General features: G+C 60.6%; 22 protein-coding genes. 8 read left to right on the plus strand and 14 right to left on the minus strand.

Translation table 11 applies throughout. The features are described 5' to 3' along the window. Positions 1-181: 181 nt before the first annotated feature. Positions 182-613: a hypothetical protein gene (locus tag N2597_RS19100; RefSeq protein ID WP_096762038.1), complete on the plus strand. Its 432-nt coding sequence runs from the start codon at positions 182-184 to the stop codon at positions 611-613. 1 nt (position 614) lies between these two features. Here N2597_RS19100 and N2597_RS19105 read toward each other — a convergent pair whose 3' ends face one another. The 3 genes from N2597_RS19105 to N2597_RS19115 form a co-directional block, all read right to left on the minus strand. Beyond that, entirely contained in the window at positions 615-1,256 is a 642-nt protein-coding gene (locus N2597_RS19105) for a LysE family translocator (RefSeq protein WP_039622665.1), read from the minus strand. Between the two features lie 205 nt (positions 1,257-1,461). Next, positions 1,462-1,902: a DUF6130 family protein gene (locus tag N2597_RS19110; RefSeq protein WP_183598611.1), complete on the minus strand. Its 441-nt coding sequence runs from the start codon at positions 1,900-1,902 to the stop codon at positions 1,462-1,464. A gap of 93 nt (positions 1,903-1,995) precedes the next feature. Next, complete coding sequence (locus tag N2597_RS19115; RefSeq protein WP_106797121.1) at positions 1,996-2,403, minus strand: organic hydroperoxide resistance protein; 408 nt, start codon at positions 2,401-2,403, stop codon at positions 1,996-1,998. A 252-nt stretch (positions 2,404-2,655) separates the two neighbouring features. Here N2597_RS19115 and N2597_RS19120 point away from each other — a divergent pair, with 252 nt between their 5' ends. Further along, positions 2,656-2,883: a DUF2798 domain-containing protein gene (locus tag N2597_RS19120; RefSeq protein WP_038691800.1), complete on the plus strand. Its 228-nt coding sequence runs from the start codon at positions 2,656-2,658 to the stop codon at positions 2,881-2,883. A gap of 20 nt (positions 2,884-2,903) precedes the next feature. Here N2597_RS19120 and N2597_RS19125 read toward each other — a convergent pair. Both N2597_RS19125 and N2597_RS19130 read right to left on the minus strand, forming a co-directional pair. Continuing rightward, positions 2,904-3,852, minus strand: a protein-coding gene (locus N2597_RS19125) for an IS630 family transposase (RefSeq protein WP_097622115.1) whose coding sequence is annotated in 2 segments (ribosomal slippage) — positions 2,904-3,515 and positions 3,517-3,852 — 948 coding nt in all. Because the reading frame shifts where the segments join, the coding sequence is not laid out codon by codon here. A 206-nt stretch (positions 3,853-4,058) separates the two neighbouring features. After that, positions 4,059-4,973, minus strand: a complete 915-nt coding sequence (locus N2597_RS19130) for a LysR family transcriptional regulator (protein ID WP_183600151.1) — start codon at positions 4,971-4,973, stop codon at positions 4,059-4,061. Positions 4,974-5,253: 280 nt separating this feature from the next. On the opposite strand from N2597_RS19130, the gene N2597_RS19135 reads away from it, so the two are divergent. Then, positions 5,254-6,222, plus strand: a complete 969-nt coding sequence (locus N2597_RS19135) for a DMT family transporter (RefSeq protein WP_183600153.1) — start codon at positions 5,254-5,256, stop codon at positions 6,220-6,222. Between the two features lie 63 nt (positions 6,223-6,285). Here N2597_RS19135 and N2597_RS19140 read toward each other — a convergent pair whose 3' ends face one another. Then, the gene (locus N2597_RS19140) at positions 6,286-6,954 is read right to left on the minus strand and encodes an NUDIX hydrolase (protein WP_010061317.1); all 669 of its coding nucleotides are present in this window, start codon (positions 6,952-6,954) and stop codon (positions 6,286-6,288) included. A gap of 166 nt (positions 6,955-7,120) precedes the next feature. Between N2597_RS19140 and N2597_RS19145 the strand changes: the two genes are divergently transcribed. Both N2597_RS19145 and N2597_RS19150 read left to right on the plus strand, forming a co-directional pair. Continuing rightward, positions 7,121-8,023: a hypothetical protein gene (locus N2597_RS19145; protein WP_183600155.1), complete on the plus strand. Its 903-nt coding sequence runs from the start codon at positions 7,121-7,123 to the stop codon at positions 8,021-8,023. Positions 8,024-8,079: 56 nt separating this feature from the next. Beyond that, positions 8,080-9,291, plus strand: a complete 1,212-nt coding sequence (locus N2597_RS19150; RefSeq protein ID WP_038691806.1) for an adenylosuccinate synthetase — start codon at positions 8,080-8,082, stop codon at positions 9,289-9,291. A gap of 60 nt (positions 9,292-9,351) precedes the next feature. Here N2597_RS19150 and N2597_RS19155 read toward each other — a convergent pair whose 3' ends face one another. Together N2597_RS19155 and N2597_RS19160 are read right to left on the minus strand one after the other, a co-directional pair. Continuing rightward, on the minus strand, positions 9,352-10,650 hold the full coding sequence (locus tag N2597_RS19155; protein ID WP_183600158.1) for a mechanosensitive ion channel family protein: 1,299 nt from the start codon (positions 10,648-10,650) through the stop codon (positions 9,352-9,354). Positions 10,651-10,830: 180 nt separating this feature from the next. Further along, positions 10,831-12,054: an argininosuccinate synthase gene (locus N2597_RS19160; protein WP_038692790.1), complete on the minus strand. Its 1,224-nt coding sequence runs from the start codon at positions 12,052-12,054 to the stop codon at positions 10,831-10,833. Positions 12,055-12,229: 175 nt separating this feature from the next. Between N2597_RS19160 and N2597_RS19165 the strand changes: the two genes are divergently transcribed. Continuing rightward, positions 12,230-13,081: an SDR family NAD(P)-dependent oxidoreductase gene (locus tag N2597_RS19165; RefSeq protein WP_183600160.1), complete on the plus strand. Its 852-nt coding sequence runs from the start codon at positions 12,230-12,232 to the stop codon at positions 13,079-13,081. 162 nt (positions 13,082-13,243) lie between these two features. Next, entirely contained in the window at positions 13,244-13,885 is a 642-nt protein-coding gene (locus N2597_RS19170) for a LysE family translocator (protein WP_183600162.1), read from the plus strand. 61 nt (positions 13,886-13,946) lie between these two features. Here the strand turns inward: N2597_RS19170 and N2597_RS19175 are convergent, their stop codons facing one another. From N2597_RS19175 to N2597_RS19200, 6 genes are all read right to left on the minus strand, one after another. Then, the gene (locus N2597_RS19175) at positions 13,947-14,741 is read right to left on the minus strand and encodes an ABC transporter ATP-binding protein (RefSeq protein ID WP_039622672.1); all 795 of its coding nucleotides are present in this window, start codon (positions 14,739-14,741) and stop codon (positions 13,947-13,949) included. Then, complete coding sequence (locus N2597_RS19180) at positions 14,738-15,616, minus strand: ABC transporter permease (RefSeq protein WP_096762043.1); 879 nt, start codon at positions 15,614-15,616, stop codon at positions 14,738-14,740. Before N2597_RS19180 ends, N2597_RS19175 begins: the two co-directional genes overlap by 4 nt. A gap of 120 nt (positions 15,617-15,736) precedes the next feature. Next, complete coding sequence (locus N2597_RS19185; RefSeq protein ID WP_183600164.1) at positions 15,737-16,690, minus strand: ABC transporter substrate-binding protein; 954 nt, start codon at positions 16,688-16,690, stop codon at positions 15,737-15,739. 93 nt (positions 16,691-16,783) lie between these two features. Beyond that, positions 16,784-18,013, minus strand: a complete 1,230-nt coding sequence (gene rlmN / locus N2597_RS19190) for a dual-specificity RNA methyltransferase RlmN (protein ID WP_038691816.1) — start codon at positions 18,011-18,013, stop codon at positions 16,784-16,786. A gap of 496 nt (positions 18,014-18,509) precedes the next feature. Next, complete coding sequence (locus N2597_RS19195) at positions 18,510-19,478, minus strand: IS481-like element ISRel2 family transposase (protein WP_004673777.1); 969 nt, start codon at positions 19,476-19,478, stop codon at positions 18,510-18,512. A 152-nt stretch (positions 19,479-19,630) separates the two neighbouring features. Further along, complete coding sequence (locus tag N2597_RS19200; RefSeq protein ID WP_038691818.1) at positions 19,631-20,140, minus strand: invasion associated locus B family protein; 510 nt, start codon at positions 20,138-20,140, stop codon at positions 19,631-19,633. Positions 20,141-20,476: 336 nt separating this feature from the next. On the opposite strand from N2597_RS19200, the gene N2597_RS19205 reads away from it, so the two are divergent. Beyond that, positions 20,477-21,037, plus strand: coding sequence for a sigma-70 family RNA polymerase sigma factor (locus N2597_RS19205; protein WP_010049693.1), 561 nt, complete (start codon positions 20,477-20,479; stop codon positions 21,035-21,037). The last annotated feature ends 12 nt before the right edge of the window (positions 21,038-21,049 follow it).

A 21,049-nucleotide genomic window follows, 5' to 3' on the forward strand; every position in this document is an offset into this window, starting at 1 on the left:
TGGATGGTTCAATATAGGAGAGCCGCCATGGAATTGGTATGTTGCGGCGGCCACCTGATGCACGTCAGCCAAATTGGTGGACAAGCTTCGTCGCGCGCAAATTAACCAATTGTTAACGATTGACGCGAATCATGCACAAGCGCTAGTTTTCCGGCGATCTTCCTGCCAGGGGACATGCGACATGGAAATTTTTTCCCTGCGGTCTTCTCAGAGTTTGCTATTTAAAAACAACCCTAATAACGCAAAAAATTCGAAGACTGCCGATATTCACATCGAGACCAAAGCTCCGGCCCCCGTCTCGTTCCAGATCGAAGACAATCCCGACGAGGGGCCTGATTTTACTGCGGTCAGCCCCGGAGAGCTGCGCACTTACGCGCGCCAAAGCTTCGACAGCGGTCTGATCGATCAGAACACCTATGCCGCGATCTCCGAGCCATTGCCGATGCACGCGATCGATCCGCTCGGCAACATCCTCGACCTCTCCAGTGTCACCGACGGCACCAGCTTCAATTTCCTCGATTATTACAAAAACCAGCTGCAGGTCGCCATGTCGATCGGCGATCCCAACGAAGTTCAGACGCTGAAATCGATCGTCAATTTCCTGGATGGCTGAATCAGGCCTTGCGCCAGCCGATGAGGCCGGGCGTCGCGTGCCATAGCGCCTGGGCGGCAAAGCCCATGAAGAGGACGCCGGAGCAGCGCACGATCAGCCGTTCGTGGGCGCGATAGAAGCGCCGCACCACGCCGGCGCCGATAATGCCGATCAGGATGATGTCGGCCGTCACGAAACCGACGAAGGACACGCCGAGAAGCACCGGCAACGCCTCGAAATGGAGCGCGCCGGCGGAGCCGGCGACCAGCGCGGTGAATGTGGCGAGCGCCACCGGATAACCCTTCGGATTGGTGACGCCGAAGATCAGGCCGCGGCGAAACGGCCGCTCGACCATGACAAGCGGCTGCCCCTCCGCTTTCGGCCTGGCATTGACCGCGCTCCAGCCGATCCAGGCAAGATAGAAACCGCAGGCGAGGCCGAGCAGATCGAAGACGAAAGTCCCGATCGTCTTCGCGCCGACGATCGCGATCAGCGCCAGCGACGACCAGATCAGATCCCCAACCAGGTGCCCCATCATGAAGAAGGCCCCGGCCTTACGCCCCTGCCCGGCGCCGATGCCGAGCAGCTGCAGGAAGGCGGGTCCGGGGATGAGCACGTAGAAAAGCGCCGCCAGGAAGGCGCCGAACAGCAGGGACTGCGTCATGGAATGCTCCGAGGGTGCTTGAGGCAGAGTAAGTCATCCCCGGCATCCGTCAAGGGCATGGCAACGGCTTCCGGCTCAAGTAGCCACCACCGAATTGGCCTCTAAAGCATGTCGCGCAAAGGTACCCAGCGGTTTTGCGATAACGACATGCGAGAAAATAAAGACCTAAAGCGCGGGTAGCGAAACTGAAAGATCGCGACGTGCTTTAGTGTTGCGTGCTGTCGATTGCCGGTACGGCAAACTTCACGACCTTTCCGCCCAGCACTTCATGTTCCGGCGTGGCCATTTCGATGAGCACCTTGTGCTCACCTGGCGGCAGGGCGGTAACTACTATTGCGCCGGTGCCGCCCGCATCGGCCCACCGCCAAGGCAGGTCGTCAATGCTGACATGAAGGTGACCGGCCCTCGGCGAGACGTCGCTGGCGCTGGCGCCAAAGATTGGCAGGATGCGGAAATTCTCGGTTCGATAGGGAATGATGGCCACCGCGCGGCTGGCGAGCGGTCCCGCAAGCGGCTGATCTACGACGAGTTTGGGTGCGGGCTCGTTCTTGATGGGAAGGAACTGCGTAGCCGTTTGCGCCTGGATGGGTGTGACGGCGGCCAGCAGCAAAGCTGCTGTTGCGAGCGTTCTTGTGATCGTGGTCATGATAATATCCTCTGGTGTTCGCGCCGGTTCTGGCCCACATCTTCTCGGTGCGCCGGCGCGATATCGGGTTGGAAGGGCTTGATCGAAAACCGGTCAGGCGACGTTGAGCTCGACGGCGATGTTGCCGCTGGTGGCCTTGGAATAAGGGCAGAGCTGGTGAGCACGCTCGACCAGGGACTTGGCGAGATCCGGGTCGATGCCCGGCAGCTTCGCATTCAGCCGCGCCTGGAGCACATAGCCGTCGTCATTCGAGACCAAGTCGATTTCGGTATTGATAACAGCGTCGGCGGGCACGCGAAGCCGACGCTCCGCGGCGGCTCTTCCGATCGCGCCGAGAAAACAGGCGGACCAGCCCGCAGCGAAGAGCTGCTCGGGATTGGTGCCCGCGCCCGAAGAACCGGGAGGGGACAATGTCACGTCGAGACGTCCATCGGAACTGCGCGACGCGCCGTCGCGACCGCCGGTGGTGCTGGTTTTGCCTGTGTAGATGACTGTCGACATTCGATACTCCTTGTGGATTTCAGCCCGCGAGATTGCAGCGGCCGACTTGCGCGCCCAGGATCAATGGGCCTTGGACTGCGATGACAGGGAAGATGAGCTTCGCAAGACCGGTCCGGTAGTGAGCAGAAGCGAGAGTGAGCCTCTCGTTTTCTCTCGCTACCGCCGGCGCCGGAGTTGCGCGATCTTCAGGGCATCAACCGAAATCGCGACCGCTGAAGCGATCCCGCTTTCACATACGTCCGGGAGACCGACATGAACACGCATTTTAAACGCAAGATCGTCTTCGCTCTGTCGATGGGTGTCGTAACGACAGGCCTGATCTCTTTCACGCTGCTCGCGCTCAATCTGGGCTTCTCGAAGGGGTTCGTCCTGACGTGGCTCCGCTCTTGGAGCATTGCCTATCTTATCGTCATTCCCACCATCCTGCTGATCGGTCCTCGCCTTCAGGCTCAGGTCGATCGCGTCATCCGTGACGTCTAGAACTAAAGAGTTAGAGCGTTTCAGGTTTTCACGGAAGCATATCCGGCATTGGCGAAGTAGTTGCTGCATTCGCTGGGCTCGATGGTTGTGACGAGGTGTCCGATGTGGCGCCAGGTGTCATCGATGGTTCGCTTCTGAGCCAGGCGCATCCAGTGCTTGATTTTGGCGAAAGCCTGTTCGATCGGGTTAAGGTCGGGGGAGTATGGCGGCAGGTACCAGAGCCGAGCACCAGCGTTGCGGATCATCTGACGGATGGCGACCGACTTGTGGGAGCCGAGATTATCCATCACGACGATATCGCCGGGTTTGAGCACCGGTACGAGTTGCTGTTCGACATAAGCACGAAAGCACTCACCGTTGATCGGTCCATCGAAGACACAAGGCGCGGTGAGCCGATCGCAGCGCAACGCGCCGAGGAAAGTCAGGGTGCGCCAATGTCCGTGCGGGGCGAAGCTGCGCAGCCGTTTGCCCTTCGGCCCCCAGCCTCGAAGCGGCGCCATGTTGGTCTTGATCCAGGTTTCATCGATGAAGACCAGCCGGCTTGGATCAAGGCCAGCCTGCCAGGATCGCCAGCGCTGTCGCCGTCGCGCGACGTCAGCGCGCGCCTGCTCAAGGGCGAACAGTGTTTTTTTTGAACCGTAGTCCCTCGCGCCGCAGAAACTGCCATACGGTGTCGTGGGATACCTTCACCCCTCGCGCGGCCAGTTCTTCCTTCAACCTGTTCAGTGACACATGCGGCGTCTGGTTGATCCGCTCGGCGATAAACGCTCGGTACGGCTCAAGAACCCGCTTGCGGTGGCCGCCCATCTTCCCAGGCGCGACAGATCCGCTCGAACGGTAGCGCTGAGACCACTTCACCGCTGAAGACACGGCAATACCGAACCGCACCGCCACCGACCGGCAGCTCTCGCCGGCTTCGATTGCATCAACAACACGCTTGCGAAGATCATTTGAAAGAGGTCGAGTCATCCGATGCTGGCCTCCACTCCAGCCAGCATCTTGAATCACAAAACAGCCAAAAACGGAATCCCTTCCGATTCAACTAAATCCAGATACGCTCTAGAGCATGATGTCGTCCGAAAACCGCTCACACTTTTCAGCATCATGCTCTAAGAGCAACCATCAATATGACAATGGCCACGCTTCCCGCGGCCGTAGTCAAAGAAGTGGACGCTTCATTTCGGTGACGGCGCATCGCCATAGCTGCCGCAGGCCGCGCGAAGCCGGGGGAGCGCCCAATCGATGAAGGCGCGCACCTTGAGTGCAAGCAAGCCCTGACGCGAATAGACGATGTGGATCGGCTTGGGCTCGCCGTCATAGTCCTTCAAGATCTGCACGAGCGCGCCCGAGGACACCTCCTCCGGAACTTGGTAGTCGAACAGGCGGGCGATCCCGACCCCATTCAGCGCGGCGTCAACGCAATTGGCCGCCGTGTTCACCTCGATCCTGCTCCGTGGCAACACCTCCACGGACTTTCCGCCGATCTCGAAACTCCAAAAGAACGACCGCTTGTGGAACATGATGCCATCGTGATCGGCAAGCTCGGTGGGATGTTGGGGAATGCCATGCCGTTCCAGATAGGCCGGGCTGGCGCAGGTCAGCAGACGGAACTCGCCGGCCTTCACGGCGTAAAGCGAACTGTCGACCAACTCACCAAGTCGAATGGCGACATCGACCTGCTCATTGACCAGATGAACGGAGCGGTCGAGCGAAAGAACATTCAGCGTCACCTCTGGATGCTTGTTCATGAAGTCGAGTGCGATCGGCAGAACATAGCGGTGGCCGAACTCGATCGGCATCGTGATGGTCAGCAGTCCCCGCGGCATCTGATATTCGCCCGACGCCCTGCGTTCGACCTCCTCCAGATCGGCGATAATCTTGCGCGCCGCCTCGACATAATCGCGACCGGCATCCGTGAGCTGCAGGTTGCGGCTCGTTCGGATGATGAGGTTGGTGCCGAGGTATCGCTCCAGATCGGCGACCTTACGGCTGACGCTCGGCAACGGTGAGTTCAGCTTACGGCTACCTGCCGACAAGCTCCCGGCATCAACCACCGCAAGCAGAACCCGCATTGCATCAAGCCGATCCATAATGCCCCGACGGTTAGAAGCCTCGATGTTCAGGATAGGAGAAATCGGTTCTGCTGGATAGGCGGTTTGGCCATTCGCCTCGGGCCCCGACGACGCAGATAGTCTGCCGATCCCAAGCGCATCGAGAGGGTGGCTCTCACTTTCACTGGGTACCAGCCCATGCCTGTGGCCGGTAAATTTTCACCCATTCGATCAAGTGTCCCGCCCGATTGCCAATCAAAGCTGCCGGGCCTCACGAAGATCAAAGGTACAGTGACGCAACTTCAAAAGGGTGAACATTGTGGACAGACTCTTCTATGTCGGCGTGTCGGCCGCTCTCTTTGCGGCTTTCGCGTTTTCGCTCAACTTTGTTGTGCCCTTCATCATCGGTGACTATTCCACCTTTGATTTTGCGCTCGTCCGTCATGTCGTCTCGGCTCTCGTCGGGCTTTACATTCTGTTTTCGCAGAAAGGTGCAACGCGCCATCTTACGCTGCGGAACTGTCTGCAGGCCATCTGGCTCGCCTTCGTCGGATATGTCGGTTACTTCCTGACGGTCACGGGAGCGGCCGTCTTTGCCGGCCCCGTCATCGCTCCGGCCTTTCTCGGTCTGGTGCCGATCGTATTGATGGTCATTGGCAATCAGCGTGAGGGATCATTGCCGTGGCGCTCCCTTATGATGCCTTTGGCGCTGGTGCTGGTCGGCCTTGTTCTCGTCAATGGCACGGCATTCACGGCTGAAGGATTGAATTCCGTCAGATCCTTGTGGGTGAGCGTGCCACTGGCGCTCGCTGCCGTGGGACTTTGGGTCTGGTTCGCTCTCGCCAATCAGGCTGCCCTCGCCGCCCGACCGGAAGTGCCCTCCGGTGTGTGGTCGGCCCTGATATTGACCGGCGGTGGCGTCTTGATGCTGGCCTTCTATCCGGTCGGCGCCGCGATGGATCTGTTCCAGCTCCCAGCATCGGGATTCGGCTGGAGCGCCGCCGGCAATTTATATGTTTGGGGTGCATCTTTCGCGCTGCTGGCAACGGTAGGCGGCGTCTGGGCCTGGAACATTGCATCACGAAGCCTGCCCGTTGCCTTGGCTGCGCAATTGATCGTTTCGGAAACAGCCTTCGGTGTCATCGGGGGACTTGTCGTGCATGCTCGTTGGCCAACCCCGATCGAAGTCGCTGGGGTGGTTGTCCTGATCGCCGGCGTTGTTCTGTCAGTGAGGATTTTCTACGACCGCCAATTTGCATCGGGAAAGATATCGCTTGCGCATGAGTGACCTGCTGGGCGTAGGGCGACATTCAGCCCATCGCCCTTCGGCGAGTTGGGCCGACTGATCCGTTCAAATTCTTCGGTCAAACACGGCAACCGGTGTTTTCAGGCGGTAGAGCGTCGTCGGTCGCCGGGCCCGATCGGTCTGTCGCTTTTCGCCCTCGACGACTTCGAGCAGATCCAGATCGTTGATCTTGCGGCGAAAGGCACTTGGGTCCAACCGTTCGCCCATCACCGTTTCATAAATCGCCTGCAGTTCCGACATCGTAAAGACGACGGGAAGCAGCCTCGCCGGAATGGTCGAATAGGCGCCCTTGCCGCGCAGCCGCGCCAACGCGGCATCCACGATTTCATTGTGGTCGAAGGGCAGCTTGCCAGCGGCTTCGACTGGCCGCAACTCCAGCAGACTGGCGCTGCCTTCCAAAGCTCCCCGCGGGACCAGCGCAAAATACGCGATCGACACCGACCAGTCGCGAGGATCTCGTCGCGCCGATGCGAAGGTCCGGAGCTGCTCGAAGAATATGCCCTCGAGCCCGGCCTTGGAATTGAGGATGCGCCGGACCGCCGCCTCGGCGTCGGCGTCCTCGTCTGTGTGCACATAGCCGCCGATCAGCGCCGGAACGCCGGCAAACGGCTCGGCAGGACGCTGAAGCAACGCCACGCATAGCTTTCCCTCGTGAAGCGTCAGCAAGACGATGTCGACCGTCACGATCGGTCGTGCGAATTCAGCCTCTGCCATCTCTATGTTCCTGCCGTCCTCTTAGCCCTCATAGCGGCCAATCGAAAGAATGACAATTTGCAAATAGCAACTTGCAAAATGCAAATTGCAATTCTATATAGGGAGTAACGGGACAGCGGACAAAGAGCCGCGCCCGCCCACCAAGCAACAGCAAAGGAAGTATGTCATGGGGATGGGACGTTTCAGCACGGCCGACTGGGCGGCCTATAACGCACGCCATGTGGATTGCCGCAGTCGAGCCGAAGTATTCGGCGCCACCGGCATCAATCCGCGGTTCGATCCGGCGCGCTTTTCCACTCGAGAGAGTCGCGACAGCGCCTACAACCCGCAATCGACTCCGATTATTCTGGCCGCTGATGTGACCGGATCGATGGGCATGATCGCCCACGAGCTGATGCGCGGCGGGCTCATTACCCTGACATCGGAGATCTACGATCGCCGGCCGGTATCCGATCCGCACATTATGGTGGCAGCGGTCGGAGACGCGTTCACCGATGCGGCACCGCTGCAGGCCACCCAGTTCGAGGCTGACATCTCGCTTGCCAGCCAGATCCGCGCCTTGTGGCTAGGGGGCAATGGCGGTGGCAATGACGGCGAAAGCTATAGCGCCGCTCACCTCCTGGCAGCCCTCAAAACCTCGACCGATGCCTTCGAAAGACGCGGCCGCAAGGGTTATCTCTTCACCATCGGTGACGAGCCGGTTCACAACGGCCTGGCCGCCGACCAGATCGCTCGCATCTTCGGCGTCGAACCGCCGCGCGGCCTGAGCGCACAAGAATGTCTTGCGATGGCGCAGAGATCCTATGAAGTCTTCCACATCGTCATCCGTGAAGGCTATGCGGCCACGCGGCTCGGCCGCGTGCTGCAGAGCTGGCAACCCTTGCTGCCCGGCCGCACCTTCGTACTCGATGATCACAGGCGCATTGCCGAATTGGTGGTTTCCATCATCGAAATTACCGAAGGCCGCGAGGCCGCCGATGTGGCCGCCAGCTGGCCGGACGCGGCGGCGGCAGTGGTCGCCAAGGCCATCGGCGAACGCCCAAGCCGGCGCCTGCTGCCGTTCTTCTAAGCCAGGTACTCTAACTGCCCCGGCGCGACGCTCCGGGGCCATTGAGGAGCAGAATAATGAGTATCCAAGCACAGGCCGTGATCGGCGCGCTTTATGGCGACGAAGGCAAGGGGCTGATGGTCGACCGCCTTGCCGCAGCCACGCCGGGGGCCGTGGTGGTTCGCAGCAATGGCGGTGCTCAGGCCGGCCACACCGTGGTCGATCCCGCCGGCCGCCGCCATGTCTTCCACCATATCGGCTCGGGCAGCTTTGCCGGGGCCGCCACGCATTTCAGCCGCTTCTTCGTCGCTCACCCGATGCTGTTTCTCGACGAGTTGTCCGCCCTCAATGAGCGGGGTGCGAAGCCTCAGATCAGCAGCGACCCGCGCGCCCTGATCACCACGCCTTTCGACGTCCTGATTAACCAGGCCGTGGAACTGGCGCGGGGCACTGCCCGCCACGGAAGCTGCGGCCTCGGCTTCGGCGAGACGATCGAGCGCAACCTGCAGCCCGAATTCGCCCTTTCGACAAAGGATCTGTTCCGCCCCGATCTGCACGCCCGTCTTGTTTCGATCCGCGACAGCTGGGTGCCTGGACGGCTCGCCGCGCTCGGCATCACCGCCTTACCCGAAGAACTGGCTGCCGTATTGGCTGACGAAATCACCATCGCCGGCTTCGAGGCGGATTGCGCCGCCTATCTCGACCACGTCACCCTCTGGCCCGACCGACGGCTGTGCGAACGCGCATCCGTCATCTTCGAGGCGGCACAAGGCCTATGCCTCGATCAGAACCGTGGCGTATTTCCTCACGTCACGCGTTCGAATACTGGGCTAACAAATATACTCGCGATCGCCGCCGAAGCCGGTGTCACAGAGTTGGGCGCGGTGTATGCGACGCGCTGCTACACCACCCGCCACGGTGCAGGGCCGCTCAAGGGGGAGGTTCCAACGCTCCCCGGCGTCAATGTCGTCGACCCCACCAACGCGCCGAACGAATGGCAAGGTAGCCTGAGGCTCGCCCCGCTCGATCTCTTTACGCTCCGCAAGGCCATCGCAGATGATCTGACGTCGGATCGCGGCGGTATTGCGGTCAAAGCCGGGCTGGCGGTAACCTGTCTCGATCAGACGGAAGACGGCTTTGCCGTCACCGATCAAGATGAAGAAATACGGCTTGATCCCGCCAAGGCCGCCCCTGATATTGCCGACTTCGTCGGCCTGCCGCTCTCGGCCGAGAGCTGGGGACCGCGTCGCCGTGACGTCAGGCTCTATCTCGAAGCAGCCGTCGCCTAGTCAATGCAGCAATAAAAGGACCTGCCCGGCCCGGCATTTGCCGGCGGGCTCAATCCCCGCTTAGTCCTGGCGCGACTGCTTGATCTCGACAGGCGTCCTCATGATGATTTCCCGATGCGGGAACGGGATCGACACGCCGGCTTCCTTGAACGCGTCCCAAAGCGCCATCAAAACCTGGCCCCTGACATTCGTCAGACCATTTGCGGGATCGGAGATCCAGAAGCGGAGCCGGAAATCAAGCGACGAAGCGCCAAAGCAGGTAAGCCAGCATACCGGCGCCCTGTAATCGTTGGCGACGCGATCCACCGTAGAGGCAGTCGCGATTGCGATTCTGGCGACTTCATGGGGATCGCTGTCATAAGCCGTGCCGAAGTCGACATCGATCCTGACGTAGTCACTGGAGAACGACCAGTTGACGACCTGTTGGGAAATGAAGTCTTCGTTGGGGATCAGGTATTCTTTGCCGTCACGGGTGATGACCGAGACGAACCGCGAGCGCAAATCGCGGATCGAACCGAAAGTATCGCCGAGCGTGATCGTGTCGCCAGGCTTGATGGATTTATCGAGCAGGATGATGATCCCCGAGATGAAGTTCGATACGACTTTCTGAAGGCCGAAGCCTATTCCGACGCCGACTGCGCCGGAAAAAACGGTCAATGCGGTAAGGTCGATGCCGGTCGCTGACAAGGCAATTGCGCCGGCGATCATGATCAAGCCGATTTTTATGAACTTGCTGATCAGGACCTTGATCGATGGCGAAAGATCGCCCGACCTCTGCACCCAACGGGACAGGACATTGCCGACGAGAACCGCTACCCAGATGAGCGCGACGGCCAAGACGACCGCTTTCAGCACAAGAAGGAGTGAAAGACGCACAGCCCCCAGATTGACGGCTAGGCTATCGAGCGCGGAGAGCACTGGACCGTCAAGCCGGAGCGCGTACAACGCGACGTAACTCCAACTGACGATTGCGACCGTACGCGACAAGGTGGGATTATGGATAATCTTGGTCAGTACGGAGATGATGAACCACGCCGCCGTCAGCGTCAGGGCAGTCGAGACGAGCCACCGTTGCGACGGCCAGGTGTTTTGAGTGAGAGCGATGTTTGCAAGCCACAGCCATACCGCAAGAAAGAGCCACTTCAAGCGCCGCATGAAAGCGATTATGACGCGCAAGAGGTCCGGATTGCCTTTGATGCGCCTGGCTTTCGCTTCCAACGCGGGTTCAGTGCGTGATGCCAGAAACGACGCTGCGACGTAACCGACGGCGACAATCCCGAATTGGTAGAGCGTCCATTCGCTCAAGACAAACGTTCGGAACCATTGTTCGAACGCGTCGATTGTCTGCCTGACATCCATGGTTCCGGCCTTTGTAGCCCTTCAAGGCAGATAAAGGCGTCGACACGATTTTGTTCAATTATCCCCACGCGAGGCATCCGGTGAACTCAGACGTTTTGAGATCGATTGCCGCTGCGTCCACGAAAACGCCCGCGCGGCAAAGCCGGCGGGCGCATATCCGGTTCGAAAGCGAACCGGTGATTACTTCGCGAGATTGCGCTTGCCGAGCGTTCGCAGGCGCAACGCATTGAGCTTGATGAAGCCGGCCGCGTCCTTCTGATCGTAGGCGCCCTGGTCGTCCTCGAAAGTGACGAGCTTGTCGGAATAGAGCGACTTTTCGCTTTCGCGGCCGATGACCATGACATTGCCCTTGTAGAGCTTCAGCGTCACTTCACCTTCGACATGCTCCTGGCTCTTGTCGATCAGCGCCTGCAGCATCTCGCGCTCCGGCGAGAACCAGAAACCGTAATAGATCAGCTCGGCGTAGCGCGGCATGATCTCGTCCTTGAGATGGGCCGCACCCCGGTCCAGCGTGATCGACTCGATGGCGCGATGCGCCGAAAGCAGAATCGTGCCGCCTGGCGTTTCGTAGACGCCGCGCGACTTCATGCCGACGAAGCGGTTCTCGACGAGGTCGAGACGGCCGATGCCATTGTCGCGGCCATAGGTATTGAGGGTGGCCAGCAGCGTCGCCGGCGACATCTCGACGCCGTTGATCGAGACGGCGTCGCCCTTGCGGAAGCCGACCTTGATCACCGTTGCCTTATCGGGTGCCGCCTCGGGCGAGATCGTGCGCATATGCACATACTCGGGAGCCTCCTGCGCGGGGTCTTCCAGAACCTTGCCCTCGGAGGAGGAGTGCAGCAGGTTGGCGTCGACGGAGAACGGCGCTTCGCCCTTCTTGTCCTTGGCGACCGGGATCTGATGCTGTTCGGCGAAGGCCAGCAGTTCCGTGCGGCTCTTGAAAGCCCAGTCGCGCCACGGCGCGATGATCTTGATGTCGGGGTTCAAAGCATAGGCGGACAGCTCGAAACGAACCTGGTCGTTGCCCTTGCCGGTCGCGCCGTGGGCGATCGCATCGGCGCCGGTCTTGCGGGCGATATCGATCAGATGCTTGGAAATCAGCGGCCGGGCGATCGAAGTGCCAAGCAGATAGACGCCTTCGTAAACGGCATTGGCGCGGAACATCGGGAAGACAAAATCGCGCACGAACTCCTCGCGCACGTCCTCGATGTAGATCTCCTTGATGCCGAGCATCTCGGCCTTCTTGCGCGCCGGCTCCAGCTCTTCGCCCTGGCCTAGATCGGCAGTGAAAGTGACAACTTCGGCGCCGAGTTCGGTCTGCAGCCACTTCAGGATGATCGAGGTGTCGAGACCGCCGGAATAAGCGAGCACGACTTTCTTCACGTCTTTGTATGATGCCATGATGATGAGGTCCGTTGCATAAAGGCCGGCGAAAACCCGGTGTCGCGGCACTTTTAGCGAGATTGACGCGTGACGCAAGGGCAAGTGCGAAGCCACCGGCGCGATAGAGTTTGACAGCGCGAAAGCGGAGCCCATATTCGCCATCGTCCGAACAATGCTCGAGGAGAGGCTGCCCGTGACGAATATTCAAGAGATTTTCAAGAAATCTAATGTTGCGGTCGTCACCGGCGGCGCGTCCGGCATCGGCCTGGCCGCGGCGAAATATTTCGCCGGCCAAGGCATGAGCATCGTCATCGCCGATCTCGGCGGCGATCGGCTGGCAACAGCCGCCGACGAACTCAAGGCCATTGCCGGCGAAGAAGATGTCATGGCGGTCGAGACCGACGTCGCCAGCCGGGACTCCCTGGAGGCGCTGGAGCGCGCGGTGCTCCAGCGTTTCGGCCGCGTGCACGTGCTGATGAACAATGCCGGCATCGGCCCGGAAACCTCGATCTTCAGCCCGCAGGCGAACTGGGACCACATCTTTGCCGTCAACCTGATGGGCGTCATCAACGGCACACGCACCTTCGGCCCTAAGATGCTGTCGCATGGCGAGCCAGGCCTCATCATCAACACCGGCTCGAAACAAGGCATCACCACGCCGCCCGGCAATCCGGCCTACAATATCTCGAAATCGGGCGTGAAGGTGTTTACCGAGGCGCTCCAGCACGAACTCCGCAACATCGAAGGCGGAAAGATCTCCGCCCATCTGCTGATCCCCGGCTTCGTCTTCACCGGCCTTACCAAGGGCGACCGGGCGGAAAAGCCCGCCGGCGCCTGGACGCCGGAGCAGACGGTTGAATTCATGGTGGAAAGCCTCGAACGCGGCGATTTCTATATCCTCTGCCCAGACAATGACGTTGCGCGTTCAGTCGACGAACGCCGCATGGCCTGGGCAATGGGCGACATCATCGAGAACCGGCCGCCGCTGTCGCGCTGGCACAAGGACTATGCCGACAAGTTCAAGGCCTTCCTGGAGCAGAAATGATCGGCGCTCAGTCGCCCGGGATAATGACATGCATGAACCAAGCAGCGAACGCGCTTTGCATGAATCAAGTTTAGTGCGACGCGCATGACAAGGTTTGATTGGTAATTTTTCTGAAGGCCGGGTAAGAAATCGTCGGATCTTCCCGGCTTTCAGAGTACGCCCATGGATTTCCTGCCCAGCCTGCCGACCCTTCTGGCTTTCGCCGCCGCTACGCTGCTGCTTGCGGCAACCCCGGGGCCGGACATGACCCTGTCGATCAGCCGTTCGCTGGCCCAGGGCAAGAAGGCGGCTCTCTTCGTCGTCGTCGGCACCAGCCTCGGCATCGTCGTTCACACCATGCTGGTCGCGTTCGGCATTTCGGCGCTGATCACCGCCTCGCCGACCGCCTTCTTGATCCTGAAAACCGGCGGCGCCGCCTACCTGTTCTGGCTCGCCGTCCAGGCGATCCGTTTCGGCTCGAAGCTCACTGTCGCCAAGGTCGAGGATAAGAGGGGCACCGCCCTTTCCAACATCTCGTCGGGCTTCTGGGTCAATCTCTTGAACCCCAAGGTCATCATCTTCTTCATGACCTTCCTGCCGCAATTCGTCAGTGCCGGCGACCCGGCCGTCACGCAGAAGCTGCTTTTCCTCGGGCTTTGCTTCATCCTGATCGGCATGCCGGTTAATGCCGCCGTCGTCTTTGCCGCCGACTGGCTGGCTTCCTGGCTGCAGAACAACAGAAGGGTGCTGCGCGGCATGGATTATACCTTTGCCGGCGTCTTCTCGATCTTCGCCGCCAAGATCCTGCTCACCCAGGCGAAATAATCGCGGTCGGCGCTGGCCGATCAGCCCGCTGTCGGCATAGCCACTCAGCCCACTGTCGGGTTCAGCCAATCAGCAAAGCATCGTCGTCGAGCGTCTGGCCGCGCATCTTGCGGAACATGGCGATCAGATCCTCGACCTGCAGGTTCTTTCGGTTGTCGCCCGCCACGTCGAGAACGATCTCGCCGCCATGCAGCATGATCGTGCGATGGCCGTAATCCAGCGCCTGGCGCATGGAATGCGTCACCATCATCGTCGTCAGCTTGCGCTCGGCAACGATCTTCTGCGTGAGGTTCATCACGAACTCGGCCATCCCGGGATCGAGCGCGGCCGTATGTTCGTCGAGCAGCAGCACTTCGGAACCGGCAAGTGTCGCCATGACGAGCGAAACGGCCTGCCGCTGCCCACCGGAGAGCAGATCCATGCGGTCCTTCAGCCGGTTCTCCAGCCCGAGATTGAGTTCGGCGATCCGCTCTTTGAAATAATCGCGCCTCTTGCCGCCGAGTGCCGGCACAAGCCCGCGCTTCTCGCCGCGGCGGGCCGCCAGAGCGAGGTTCTCCTCGATCGACAATGAGCCGCAGCTTCCCGTCAGCGGATCCTGGAAGACGCGCGCCACGAGACCGGCGCGTGCCGCGGTCGACTTGCGCGTTACATCATTCTTGCCGATCAGCACCTGCCCCTCGCTCGGCAGGACGTCGCCGGCGAGCACGCCGAGCAGTGTCGATTTGCCGGCGCCGTTCGAGCCGATGACGGTGACGAAGGAGCCCTGCTCGATGGTCAGGCTGACGCCGTTCAGCGCCTGCTTCTGCAGCGGCGTGCCGCGTCCGAAAACGACCTTGATATCCTTGACGCTGATCACGATGCGGCACCTCTACGAAGGCGGGGAAGGATGAGCGCCACGGTGACCAGCACCGCCGTCACGAAATTAAGGTCGGAGGCCTGCAGGCCGATAACGTCGCTCGACAGCGCTAGTTGGATGGCGATGCGATAAAGGATCGAGCCGAGCACGCAGCCGATGAGCGCAATCAGCAGGCCGCGGCGCCCGAGCAATGTCTCGCCGATGATGACCGCCGCAAGTCCGACGACGATCGTGCCGACACCCGAGGTGACGTCGGCAAAGCCGTTGGTCTGGGCAAACAGCGCACCGCCCAAGGCCACCAGCGCATTCGAGATCGCCATTCCAAGATAGATCTGCCGGCTGGTATCGACGCCCTGGGCGCGGGCCATGCGCGCATTGGCGCCGGTCGCGCGCATGGCAAGCCCGGCATCGCTTTCCAAAAAGCGCCAGACCAGGACGAGCGCGACGATGACGAGAACGCCGACGAAGAGCGGCCGCACGTAGAAATCGCGCAGGCCATGGCCGAAGAACGGGCTGATCATCGTATCGGCATTGATAAGGGCGACATTTGGTTTGCCCATCACCCTCAAATTGACGGAGAACAGCGCGATCATCGTCAGGATCGAGGCGAGCAGGTTGAGGATCTTGAAGCGCACGTTGAGCAGGGCCGTCACCATGCCGGCGGCGGCACCGGCCGCCATGGCAACCGAGGCAGCGAGCCAGGCATTGACGCCGGCAATGATCAGCACGGCCGTCACCGCTGCACCCAGCGGAAAGGAACCGTCGACCGTCAGGTCGGGAAAATCGAGGACGCGGAAGGCGAGATAGACGCCGAGAGCGACGAAGGAATAGACCAGGCCGAGCTCGACGGCCCCCCAGAATGCGATTTGGCTCAAGGCTTTCAGCCCCTTTTGTTTCCGTTCCGCCGGTCGCGAAACCGGAGCCTTGTAATACTACAGCCGCCCCCGTGCAAACGGGAGCGGCTGAATGTGAAAGGTCAATGAAGCTACGGCCGATTATTCGACGACTTTGTTGGCGCGCGAAAGCACGCTCTCGGGCAGGGTGACGCCCATTTTGGCAGCAGCCGCCTTGTTGACGACGAGATCGCTGCCGGCGGCGGTCTTGACCGGGATTTCGCCGGGGTTCTCGCCCTTCAGCACACGCACGACGATTTCGCCCGTCTGCTTGCCGACATCGTAGTAGTTGAAGCCGAGGGCGGCGATCGAGCCGCGCGAAACCGAATCCGTATCGGCGGTGAAGAGCGGCAGCTTGCTCTCTTCGGCAACGGCGACGGCGCCTTCGAGCGCCGAGATGATGGTGTTGTCGGTCGGAACATAGATCGCATCGGCGCGGCCGACGAGGGCGCGGGCAGCACCCTGAACCTCAGCCGACTTGGTGGCGGCCGATTCCACAACCGTCAGACCGACCTTTTCGGCTTCGGCCTTCAGCACGGCGAGCAGCGAAACGGAATTCGCCTCACCTGAATTGTAGAGATAGCCGATTGTCTTCACCTTTGGCACGATTTCCTTGATCAGCGCCAGGTGCTCGCCGACCGGCGACATGTCGGAAAGACCGGTGACGTTGCCGCCGGGCTTGTCCATGTTCTTGACGAGCTGGGCGCCGAGCGGGTCGGAGACGGCGGTGAAGACGACGGGAATGTCGCGCGTCGCCGAAACCACGGCCTGGGCGGACGGCGTTGAGATCGGCACGATGACGTTCGGCTCGTCGCCGGCGAACTGGCGGGCGATCTGGGCTGCCGTCGCCGGATTGCCCTGCGCCGATTCGAACACGAATTTCAGGCTCTCGCCTTCCTTGTAGCCGGCGGCCGTCAGCACATCGAGAACGCCCTTGCGGGCCGCATCCAGCGCCGGATGCTCGACGATGGCCGTCACGGCAACGGTCACGTTATCGGCCCTGGCGGGCAGGGAAAGAGCCAAAGTGGCGGCAAGAGCGAGCAGAATCGGGCGCATGGGTGTCCTCCTGAATGATTTTGGCGGCACTATTAGGAAAAGCGCATGCTTAAATCAATGCAGGAGAATTGTAGCGAGGATCAAACTTGCTGATCAGTCATCGGCGCCGTGGTTGGCGATCATCATCGCCTCGAAGGCCAGGCGCTCGGTCTTGCGCATGCGTTCGGACTCCGATTTCAGCTGGCCGCAGGCAGCAAGAATATCGCGGCCGCGCGGCGTGCGGATCGGCGAGGCGTAACCGGCCGAATTGATGAAATCGGCGAACTTCTCGATCTGCTCCCAGTCGGAACACTGGTAGTTGGTGCCGGGCCAGGGATTGAACGGAATGAGGTTGATCTTCGCCGGCACGCCCTTCAAGAGCTTGATCAGCCCCTTGGCGTCTTCAAGGCTGTCATTGACGTCCTTCAGCATCACATATTCGAAGGTGATGCGCCGCGCATTGGAAAGGCCGGGATAGGCCTTGCAGGCGTCGATCAATTCCTTCAGCGGATACTTCTTGTTGATCGGCACCAGGATGTCGCGCAGGTCGTCGCGCACCGCATGCAGGGAGATCGCCAGCATGACGCCGATCTCCTCGCCGGTGCGGAAGATTTCCGGCACGACGCCGGAGGTGGAAAGCGTCACGCGACGTTTGGACAGCGACAGGCCGTCGCCATCGGTAGCGATCAGCAGGGCCTGCTTGACGGCATCGAAATTATAGAGCGGCTCGCCCATGCCCATCATCACGATATTGCTGACCTTGCGGCCTTCGGCCGGCATGATCGTGCCCTGCGGCGCTTCACGATCCGGGAAGTCGCCAAGCCGGTCGCGGGCGAGCAACAGCTGCGACAGAATTTCCTCCGCCGTCAGGTTGCGTACCAGCCGCTGTGTGCCGGTGTGACAGAAGGAACAGGTCAGCGTGCAGCCGACCTGGCTGGAAATGCAGAGCGTGCCGCGGCCCTCTTCCGGGATATAGACGGCTTCAATCTCGACCGGCCGGCCGGCACCGCGCGCGGGAAAGCGCAGCAGCCATTTGCGGGTGCCATCGTTGGAGACCTGCTCCTCGACGATCTCGGGACGCGCGATGGTGAAATGCTGCTTCAGCATTTCACGCATATCCTTGGCAACATTCGTCATGTGATCGAAATCGGAGACGCCGCGCACATAGATCCAGTTCCAGAGCTGCGCGACGCGCATCTTGATCTGCTTCTCGGCCACGCCTTTTTCCCTGAGGGCCGCAGCCATTTCCTCGCGCGACAGCCCGATCAGGGAAGGCTTTTCGGCGCCGGAAGAGGCCTTCGGCGCCTGCGGCTTGGTGACATCAATCGCATCCATGACGGACATGGTCTTTAGATCCCGAATTCGAACACGTAACCGCCCCGCAAGCCCCCGCGGACTTCAGGAACAAGCCGGAAGAGGTGAGGCGCATGACGGCACATTGGCAGAAATTGAATGGCGGAACGGCGACTGATATCGCGATCTGTCCGCTGTTGGCCCGGCCTTTAGCATCATTTTGCCGGCCCGTCACTATAGAGCCTTTCCTGGTTAGATTGAAGCATTCTTCCGGAGCAGGTTTTCGTCAGGGCAGAGGCGATTGGCGATGAACATACCCCCAGGTACGTCCGAGCCGATCGCCTCTGATCCTGGCGGAAAGATGCCCGGCCCACCGGCCGCACCGCTTCGCCATGGCGAAGCGGTCAGTGCGGCCGGCGTTTTTCAGTCTTGCCGGCTGATCGACCGGCCGGCTTGGCCGTAGAGCCGGGCTACGACGCGCGCCGGCCGGTCGACCATCCGACTCCGTTTGAGCCAACAGAATGCTTCAATCTAACCAGGAAAGGCTCTAGATGTGGAGCCTCAACAGGTTGTCCTGGGTAAGAGCGAGCCTAGTGATTGGTGGTTTTGAGTTTAGACTTCCGTGAGGCCTGTGCCAATTGTAGCGATGAAGCCATCGTGGCAGTTCGGCGGCGCGCATGTCCGAGTTGGGATAGGCGACGGCGTAGGCCCACTCTCTGAGGGCGGTCTGGATGAAGCGTTCGGCCTTTCCGTTGGTTTTAGGCGTATATGGTCTGGTGCGAACGTGCTTGAGGCCGTTGTCGCGACAAGCTTGGCCGAATGGCTTTGATGTGTAGCAGGGACCATTGTCGGTCATGACGCGCTCGACCGCGATCCCGAGGCTGGCATAATAGGCCAATGCCGCCTTCAAGAAGGCCACGGCGCTTTCTTTCGTCTCGTCCGGCAATATCTGTGAGAAAGCGATGCGAGAGGCATCGTCGATGGCCACATGAACGCATTCCCAACCGGCGCCCCAACTCTTGCCTCTGCGCGAACTCTGGCGAGTGCGATCGCCGGTGATGCGGTGGCCGACCTCATGAAACCGGCCGAGCTTCTTGATGTCGATATGAATCATCTCGCCGGGAGCCTGGCGTTCATAACGACGCACAGGCTCGGCCGGCTCGATATCCTTGAGGCGGGAGTGGCCTGCGCGCTTGAGAACCCGGCTCACCGTCGCTGCAGATACACCGGTTTCGATCGCGATGTGCTTGCCAGTCAGGCGCTGGCGGCGAAGCGTGATGATGCGCTCCGCCAGCGCCTGACTGGTCTGCCGGGGCATGGCATGAGGTCGGGAGGAACGATCGAGCATCGCCTCTCGACCACCGGCCTTGAAACGCTCGACCCAACGGGCGACGATCTTGGCCGCGACGCCATAGGCCTGTGCTGCCTGAGCCTGGGTCAGATGCCCTTCGATAACAGCAAGCGCCATTTGTTCCCGGCGCAACGGCGTCAGTCGGGCATTCTTATGAATGTTCATTCGCGGCGATCCTTCCGACTCGAGGTGTGATAGCTCCAGTCTCCTAAATCCGCTTTGAATGGACAACCTCCCGAAAGCTCACATCTAGAGATGGAAAACAGCAAGGGCCGGCGCAAGGCCGGCCCTTGAAATTCCGTTGGCCAAAAAGGCGCTTACTTGCAGCCTTCGATCTGCTTCAGCGCCGCCGAGATGCCCGAGAGCGAATAGCTGTAGGACGTGCCGGTGCCCTTGCGCGAGACGGCATTGACCGTCATCGAATGACCGGTCTTCATCGCCGCGACGAGGGCCGGCTCCTGAGCCGCGTTCTCGACCCAGCCGGCCTTGTCTTTGGTGAACATCACGAAGGTCTTGTTGTCGATGACGACGTTGATCTTCGAATTTTCCTTCACCGTATAGCCCATCATCGCCTGCGGCTCGTAGGAGATGTTCTGGCCGGGGCGCTGCGAGACGATGAAGAAATTGTCGCCGTGGTCGACGCTTGCCGGCTGCTTTGCCGTCGGCACGGACAGCACGTAGCAGACGGTGCTGGCGCCCGACTTGTAGGAATAGGCGCCCCATGCCTGAAACTGCTGAATGCGGGTCGGCGCGGCTTGCTGCGCTGTCGCAACTCCGGCCATACCAAGGGTGAGTGCGAGGGCGGATACGATACTTTTTACAAACATGGATTCCTGCCGGTTCTTGCGATTCAAGGCCCGAAGCGATCAGAGCGGGCGGCGCTTAATCACGATCTGCTTTATTTTGACTTAATTCAGGTTACCAAATGGTCAACAACAGCTGCGATTTGTATGTGCCTGTGTCATTTCAGCTCGACCACGACTTTTGCCCCTTGCTGAAATCGGCTGCGATGCCGGTGCGCCGATGGCACCGGCCGGCCGTTCGGGTGAATCTAAGACACAAAGATTCAGGCAAGAGTTTGACCTTTCAAAAATCCGTTGTACCTCATTAAGACTTTGGAAATCCGGGACGAAATTTTCGCCGCAGGGGGCTCGTGAGACGACATGGATGCCGAGGAAAGACGGCGTTTCGCTGCCCTCGCAAAGGCTGTCGCAGACGATCGCGACCAGCAGGCCTTTTCCATCCTGTTCGACTATTTCGCCCCGCGTCTGAAGGCCTGGCTGATGCGCCGGAAGATGACATCAGGCGAGGCCGAGGAGCTGGTTCAGGAGATCATGATCGTGCTCTGGCACAAGGCCTATCTCTACGACGCCACGCGGTCTTCACTCTCGACCTGGCTCTTTCGCATTGCCCGCAACCGCCGGATCGACCTGCAGCGCCGCGCCGACGCCCGCCTTTTCGACGAAACGGACCCGGCCCTGCAGCCGCCGGCCGACATCGGCGCCGAAGACATCATCGTCAATGACGATCGCGACGCGAAGATCCGTGCCGCGGTTGGCCAACTGCCGCAGGAACAGCGCGACATGCTGCGTGCCGCCTTTTTTCTCGGCCAATCGCACGCCGAGATCGCTGAATCGACTGGGCTGCCGCTCGGCACGGTGAAATCGCGTATCCGGCTTGCCTTCGGCAAACTCCGCAAGGTGCTGGAGCAGGAACTCGGCTGAAGCGCGCCGGCC

The organism is Rhizobium sophoriradicis (assembly GCF_025200795.1).
Lineage (GTDB): Bacteria > Pseudomonadota > Alphaproteobacteria > Rhizobiales > Rhizobiaceae > Rhizobium > Rhizobium sophoriradicis.

Excerpts from the sequence above, each read along its gene's own strand:
- rlmN (WP_038691816.1), bottom strand. The coding sequence starts at position 18,013 with ATGTCCGTCATGGATGCGATTGATGTCACCAAGCCGCAGGCGCCGAAG.
- N2597_RS19200 (WP_038691818.1), bottom strand. The coding sequence starts at position 20,140 with ATGTTTGTAAAAAGTATCGTATCCGCCCTCGCACTCACCCTTGGTATG.
- N2597_RS19110 (WP_183598611.1), bottom strand. The coding sequence starts at position 1,902 with ATGACCACGATCACAAGAACGCTCGCAACAGCAGCTTTGCTGCTGGCC.
- N2597_RS19145 (WP_183600155.1), top strand. The coding sequence starts at position 7,121 with ATGGGGATGGGACGTTTCAGCACGGCCGACTGGGCGGCCTATAACGCA.
- N2597_RS19205 (WP_010049693.1), top strand. The coding sequence starts at position 20,477 with ATGGATGCCGAGGAAAGACGGCGTTTCGCTGCCCTCGCAAAGGCTGTC.
- N2597_RS19105 (WP_039622665.1), bottom strand. The coding sequence starts at position 1,256 with ATGACGCAGTCCCTGCTGTTCGGCGCCTTCCTGGCGGCGCTTTTCTAC.
- N2597_RS19185 (WP_183600164.1), bottom strand. The coding sequence starts at position 16,690 with ATGCGCCCGATTCTGCTCGCTCTTGCCGCCACTTTGGCTCTTTCCCTG.
- N2597_RS19160 (WP_038692790.1), bottom strand. The coding sequence starts at position 12,054 with ATGGCATCATACAAAGACGTGAAGAAAGTCGTGCTCGCTTATTCCGGC.
- N2597_RS19170 (WP_183600162.1), top strand. The coding sequence starts at position 13,244 with ATGGATTTCCTGCCCAGCCTGCCGACCCTTCTGGCTTTCGCCGCCGCT.
- N2597_RS19100 (WP_096762038.1), top strand. The coding sequence starts at position 182 with ATGGAAATTTTTTCCCTGCGGTCTTCTCAGAGTTTGCTATTTAAAAAC.
- N2597_RS19155 (WP_183600158.1), bottom strand. The coding sequence starts at position 10,650 with ATGGATGTCAGGCAGACAATCGACGCGTTCGAACAATGGTTCCGAACG.
- N2597_RS19130 (WP_183600151.1), bottom strand. The coding sequence starts at position 4,973 with ATGGATCGGCTTGATGCAATGCGGGTTCTGCTTGCGGTGGTTGATGCC.
- N2597_RS19150 (WP_038691806.1), top strand. The coding sequence starts at position 8,080 with ATGAGTATCCAAGCACAGGCCGTGATCGGCGCGCTTTATGGCGACGAA.
- N2597_RS19195 (WP_004673777.1), bottom strand. The coding sequence starts at position 19,478 with ATGAACATTCATAAGAATGCCCGACTGACGCCGTTGCGCCGGGAACAA.
- N2597_RS19115 (WP_106797121.1), bottom strand. The coding sequence starts at position 2,403 with ATGTCGACAGTCATCTACACAGGCAAAACCAGCACCACCGGCGGTCGC.
- N2597_RS19140 (WP_010061317.1), bottom strand. The coding sequence starts at position 6,954 with ATGGCAGAGGCTGAATTCGCACGACCGATCGTGACGGTCGACATCGTC.
- N2597_RS19120 (WP_038691800.1), top strand. The coding sequence starts at position 2,656 with ATGAACACGCATTTTAAACGCAAGATCGTCTTCGCTCTGTCGATGGGT.